Source organism: Pseudomonas sp. GL-B-12 (assembly GCF_019955895.1).
Lineage (GTDB): Bacteria > Pseudomonadota > Gammaproteobacteria > Pseudomonadales > Pseudomonadaceae > Aquipseudomonas.
In genome coordinates, this window is record NZ_JAHBCX010000074.1 from 1 (window position 1) to 4,784 (window position 4,784).

Annotated in this window: 5 protein-coding genes; 4 read left to right on the top strand and 1 reads right to left on the bottom strand. The window is 52.2% G+C overall.

All coding sequences use genetic code 11. The features are described 5' to 3' along the window. The first annotated feature begins 60 nt into the window (after positions 1 to 60). The gene (gene dusA, locus KGA85_RS28500; RefSeq protein WP_223538037.1) at positions 61 to 1,056 is read left to right on the top strand and encodes a tRNA dihydrouridine(20/20a) synthase DusA; all 996 of its coding nucleotides are present in this window, start codon (positions 61 to 63) and stop codon (positions 1,054 to 1,056) included. Positions 1,057 to 1,110: 54 nt separating this feature from the next. Here the strand turns inward: dusA and KGA85_RS28505 are convergent, their stop codons facing one another. After that, positions 1,111 to 1,944 (bottom strand): undecaprenyl-diphosphate phosphatase, encoded by an 834-nt coding sequence (locus KGA85_RS28505; protein WP_223543561.1) that lies wholly within the window; start codon positions 1,942 to 1,944, stop codon positions 1,111 to 1,113. Positions 1,945 to 2,469: 525 nt separating this feature from the next. Between KGA85_RS28505 and KGA85_RS28510 the strand changes: the two genes are divergently transcribed. The 3 genes from KGA85_RS28510 to KGA85_RS28520 are packed head-to-tail and all read left to right on the top strand — an operon-like array spanning position 2,470 to position 4,704. Then, positions 2,470 to 3,210, top strand: coding sequence for a winged helix-turn-helix domain-containing protein (locus KGA85_RS28510; protein WP_223538039.1), 741 nt, complete (start codon positions 2,470 to 2,472; stop codon positions 3,208 to 3,210). Positions 3,211 to 3,239: 29 nt separating this feature from the next. Continuing rightward, on the top strand, positions 3,240 to 3,983 hold the full coding sequence (locus tag KGA85_RS28515) for an EAL domain-containing protein (protein WP_223538041.1): 744 nt from the start codon (positions 3,240 to 3,242) through the stop codon (positions 3,981 to 3,983). Positions 3,984 to 4,017: 34 nt separating this feature from the next. After that, on the top strand, positions 4,018 to 4,704 hold the full coding sequence (locus tag KGA85_RS28520) for a transcriptional regulator (RefSeq protein ID WP_223543562.1): 687 nt from the start codon (positions 4,018 to 4,020) through the stop codon (positions 4,702 to 4,704). Positions 4,705 to 4,784 lie beyond the last annotated feature (80 nt).

Below are 4,784 nucleotides of genomic sequence, written 5' to 3' on the forward strand. Positions count from 1 at the left end.
CCACCAGCCCATTCCTGATAAACTCCCCCACCTCCCAGCCTCACCGATTCCAGATCCCCCATGTCCGTAACCACCGCCATACCCGCCCCGCTCTCCCGCCGTTTCTCCGTCGCGCCGATGATGGATTGGACAGACCGCCACTGCCGTTTTTTCCTACGCCTATTGTCGAAAAACGCCCTGCTCTACACCGAAATGGTCACCACTGGCGCGCTTCTCAACGGCGACCACGAACGCTTCCTGCGTCACAACGAAGCCGAACACCCGCTCGCCCTGCAACTCGGCGGCAGTGTGCCGCTGGACCTGGCCGCGTGCGCGCGGATGGCGCAGGAGCATGGTTACGACGAGGTGAACCTGAATGTCGGCTGCCCGAGTGATCGGGTGCAGAACAATATGATCGGTGCGTGCCTGATGGGGCATCCGCAGTTGGTGGCCGATTGTGTGAAGGCGATGCGTGATGCGGTGTCGATTCCGGTGACGGTCAAGCACCGTATCGGCATTAATGGGCGCGACAGCTACGAAGAACTGTGTGATTTCGTCGGTACGGTTCGCGAGGCCGGCTGCACCAGTTTTACCGTGCACGCGCGGATTGCGATTCTGGAGGGGTTGTCGCCGAAGGAGAACCGGGACATTCCGCCCCTGCGTTACGACGTGGCGGCGCGGTTGAAGGCGGACTTTCCTGAGCTGGAGATTATCCTCAACGGCGGGATCAAGACGCTGGAGGCCTGCCACGAACATTTGCAGACGTTCGACGGCGTGATGTTGGGCCGCGAGGCGTATCACAACCCTTATGTGATGGCCGAGGTGGATCAGCAGCTGTTCGGCAGCACGGCACCGGTGATCACTCGTGCCGAAGCACTGGCGCAACTGCGACCGTATATCGCTGCACACATCGACGCGGGCGGTTCGATGCACCACATCACCCGGCATGTGCTCGGGCTGGGCACCGGGTTTCCGGGAGCACGCAAGTTTCGGCAGTTACTGTCGGTGGATATTCACAAGGCCAAAGAACCTTTGGCGTTGCTGGATCAAGCTGCGGAGCTGCTTGAGGGGCGTTAACGGTTAGCCGCCTCCCTGCGACCAGGCTGCATGTCCTGCAGCCTGGTGCGAGCGTCAGGGCGCTGCAGCCCCGCTCCAGTCAACCCAACCGAATACCCACGTTGCCAGAATCAGCAAACCGAATCCGATCCGGTACCAGGCGAACACGGCGTAACTGTGGCCGGCGATGAACTTGAGCAAACCACGCACGGCGATCATGGCGAAAAAGAACGCCGTCACGAAACCCAGCGCAAACACTGGCAGGTCGCCGGTCTGGAACAGATCCCGATACTTATAGCCTGAATACACGGCGGCACCGACCATGGTCGGCATCGCCAGAAAGAACGAAAACTCCGTGGCAGCCTTACGCGACAGACCAAACAGCAACCCACCGATAATGGTCGACCCAGAGCGCGAAGTGCCCGGAATCATCGCCAGGCATTGCGCGAAACCGACCTTAAGGGCGTCGGTCCAGCGCATATCGTCAACATGGTCGACATACACCACATGCTCCCGCTGCTCGGCCCACAACATGATGATGCCACCCACCACTAATGCCACTGCTACAGTGATCGGGTTAAACAGATACTCATGGATCTTATTGGCGAACAACACTCCCAAGACCACTGCCGGAAGAAAACCGATTAATAGATTCAAGGTGAAACGTTGCGCATTACGTTGGGTCGGTAAGCCGGTAACGATCTCGAGAATCTTGCGACGGAACTCCCAGACAACCGCCAGGATCGCGCCCAATTGAATGATGATGTTAAAGGCCATGGCTCGCTCGCCGCCGAAGCTGAGCAAGTCCGCGACAACAATCTGGTGCCCTGTACTTGATATAGGCAAAAACTCCGTCAGACCTTCGACCATCCCTAAAATCAACACCGTTATGGTTGTCCAAAGATCCATCAATCCCCCCATCAACGACAAATACCAATGCGTCGGTTTCGCTCTAACTCAACGCCAACACGACAGTAAAGCGCATCAGGCCGATTAATAAAACTCGATGTTATGAAATGTCCATGACCACCAACACCAACACGAACGTTAGATAACAGTTAACATTGGAGAGTGCTGAGCCAGAGAAGTGCAACAACTCGTACTTAAAACAACAAAGTCCTGCAGCCTCATGACCCCCAAACAAAAAAAATCAGGCAGCTGCAACTTTAGCGAGATTCACGGTCATATGGGGGCGAAAATGCGGGACATTGAGACAATAGATGGCACAATGCTATGCCGCGCAAAGCCATGAGATTGCCATCAATGATTAGGCATCTCGAACCACCGACAGGCAAACGATCACGCCAGAATCACCGGCGATGTTAAAAAAACGAGACGACCGTCTGAAAAAACAGTGAAATGTTACCAATTGTCAGTCACAAGCGAGAATTGGTGCTTTAACATTCAAATGCCCGCACCCATCCGAGTCAAAGCATGATGCTTACAGGGAAAATAACGACTACAGGCCACAGCGACGTGAAGGAGGAGACAGGTGTTCTCACCATTGGGCGAACCCATACGCTAGCTGAGGGCTTTAGGGAATTAGTCGCAAGCCACGCAGGCAAGGATATTGCCGTTGATGCAATGTGCTATAGCAACTCATTCAAAAGAAACAAGAATACCCATTCATACCGTGCCATTTTTATCGTTATCGACAGCCCTCAAGCGTTTGTTGAAAGCCTTACCCTGGTAGAAAATATTCGCGCCGATAATTTGGCGTCAATAATTTTTGTAGCCATCACCGGTAAAGGCACCTACAACAAGATGAAATATTATCTGGCCGGGGCCGACTACTGTATTAATTGCGACACTGTTGCAGACGAAAATACTGACGTACTGACCGAGTTTTTTGACAGTCCGGAATGGCAAAAAAAGCATAATCTGCTTTTGGACCCCACTCGTATGTGCCTTATTGGCGACTACAAAAAACTGGATGTATCGTTTGCGGAAATGAAAATTCTTGAGGCTTTTTCCCAAACCAAAAACCAAATATTGAGCCATGATGAAATCGCCAGGATCATGGGGCTGAATATAAATTTTTATGACCCAAGAGCCTTGGAAAAGTCGATCAGCCGCCTTCGCGGCAAAATAAAAGGCATGTATGGCAGCAACGCCATTCAAAGTATCCGTGGGCATGGATATCGTTTAATCAGGGGTCTGATCTCGACATCCTGATTCTTAATGTAGAAGGGAGTTTCTGTTTTATGAACGCAACAGGGAGCGTGCGACTCTACGATCACGCAGAGCATTACCTGTCTCGACAATTGATCCTCACTCGGGATGATTGCCCGTTTGGCAGCGAGATCAGAATACATTTTGACGACTGTGCTTCCGCGCCCTGCGCGCCAGAGGCGCATCAGATGAGTGGGATCTACAGTGAAGTACTGATGCAAACCCGGCTGATTGCATTTTCGCTGAAAGATCACAACACCACCAACGGAAATAAATACTTAAGCCGTAGATTTGTTTGCGTAGGACAGTCAGATCTCGCCAACTCTGCGCTCACGGAAGAGCTGATACAGTCCGGCGCTGCTCTGCGCGAATTTGGCCAGACGCTGGTTATCGTGCTCAATGAGCTCCCCCTCTCCGCAGTCAGCTTCGCAGAAAAAAAGAAAATCCTTCACAACGTATATCTGTTGAAAGATCACGGCATAGAAATCGCGCTCGACGACTACAACATCGACGATGAAAGTATCGAAATCTTTACAACCCTGAATCTATTCGACTATATAAAGATTTCCACTTCCTCACTAGACTTGAGCCTCAAGCTCAGTGGCAACCCAGAGTTATTCAATCGTCTCCACGAACGTATGACCACGCTCACTCACAACACAAAAGTCGCCTTTATAGCGGACAGAGTCGAGCATGCTGCTAGCCATATACTGGCACGCGCACTGCCCTTTGATTACTTTCAAGGGAGTCATTACTCCCCTGCCGACAACCTTTAAACCAAGACCCAGACGCGCAACTCAGGAGAGAGCCATGGATAGCAGCATAAACCTCCCCAGAAAATACTTTGTCGTGGTTACTCACAACCCCGCACTACAACTGGAGCTTGAGGCATTACTGTCCAGCAAGCGATATAACACTTACGGCACGTCACAGGCAAAGATGTTTTTTGAGGGCGTTGCCCCACCCACTTCTGCCCCCAAGCTTATGGAATTTATTTCCCCGCATGTGGCCAAAATGGCGCCTCCGGTTATCAAGCATGATACGCAGCGCATACTTTCGACGTTCAAGTCCGAATGGCAAGCTGCGCAATCCGTGTCGAAATTTACTCATTTCACATCAACTGCAGACAACTCCAGGAATGACACCAGGGAATGTGTCCCCCAGCCGGCCAAACCGCACGTGCCGCCGACTGAAACCTGGCGACTGAGCGATGTCAGTGGCGCGTTGATCAAAGATGACGTGGAGATTGCCTTGACTGGCCTGGAGGCCACGCTGCTTAAAAAAATGCTGCACCATGATGATCGCGTGGTCAGCAAGGACGACCTTATCCGTAGCATCGGCAGAGAACCCGAACATTATCGGGGTCTCGAAATGTGCCTAAGCCGACTGCAGGAAAAGTTTAAAAACGCCAGTAAAGGCGAACGCCTTTTTCGTGCAGTAAGGAATCGTGGGTACTGCGTAATACAAAAAATCGTACGCGTAAAAAATCTGGTCTGAGCAATTCAGATTTTCGCCCCGGCCGTGCAATACAACAATAATAAAGCACGCCATTTTACCCCCACCCGCACCTCCCTCAC

Coding starts and splice junctions, on each gene's coding strand:
- KGA85_RS28510 (WP_223538039.1), top strand. CDS start 2,470: ATGATGCTTACAGGGAAAATAACGACTACAGGCCACAGCGACGTGAAG.
- KGA85_RS28520 (WP_223543562.1), top strand. CDS start 4,018: ATGGATAGCAGCATAAACCTCCCCAGAAAATACTTTGTCGTGGTTACT.
- KGA85_RS28505 (WP_223543561.1), bottom strand. CDS start 1,944: ATGGATCTTTGGACAACCATAACGGTGTTGATTTTAGGGATGGTCGAA.
- KGA85_RS28515 (WP_223538041.1), top strand. CDS start 3,240: ATGAACGCAACAGGGAGCGTGCGACTCTACGATCACGCAGAGCATTAC.
- dusA (WP_223538037.1), top strand. CDS start 61: ATGTCCGTAACCACCGCCATACCCGCCCCGCTCTCCCGCCGTTTCTCC.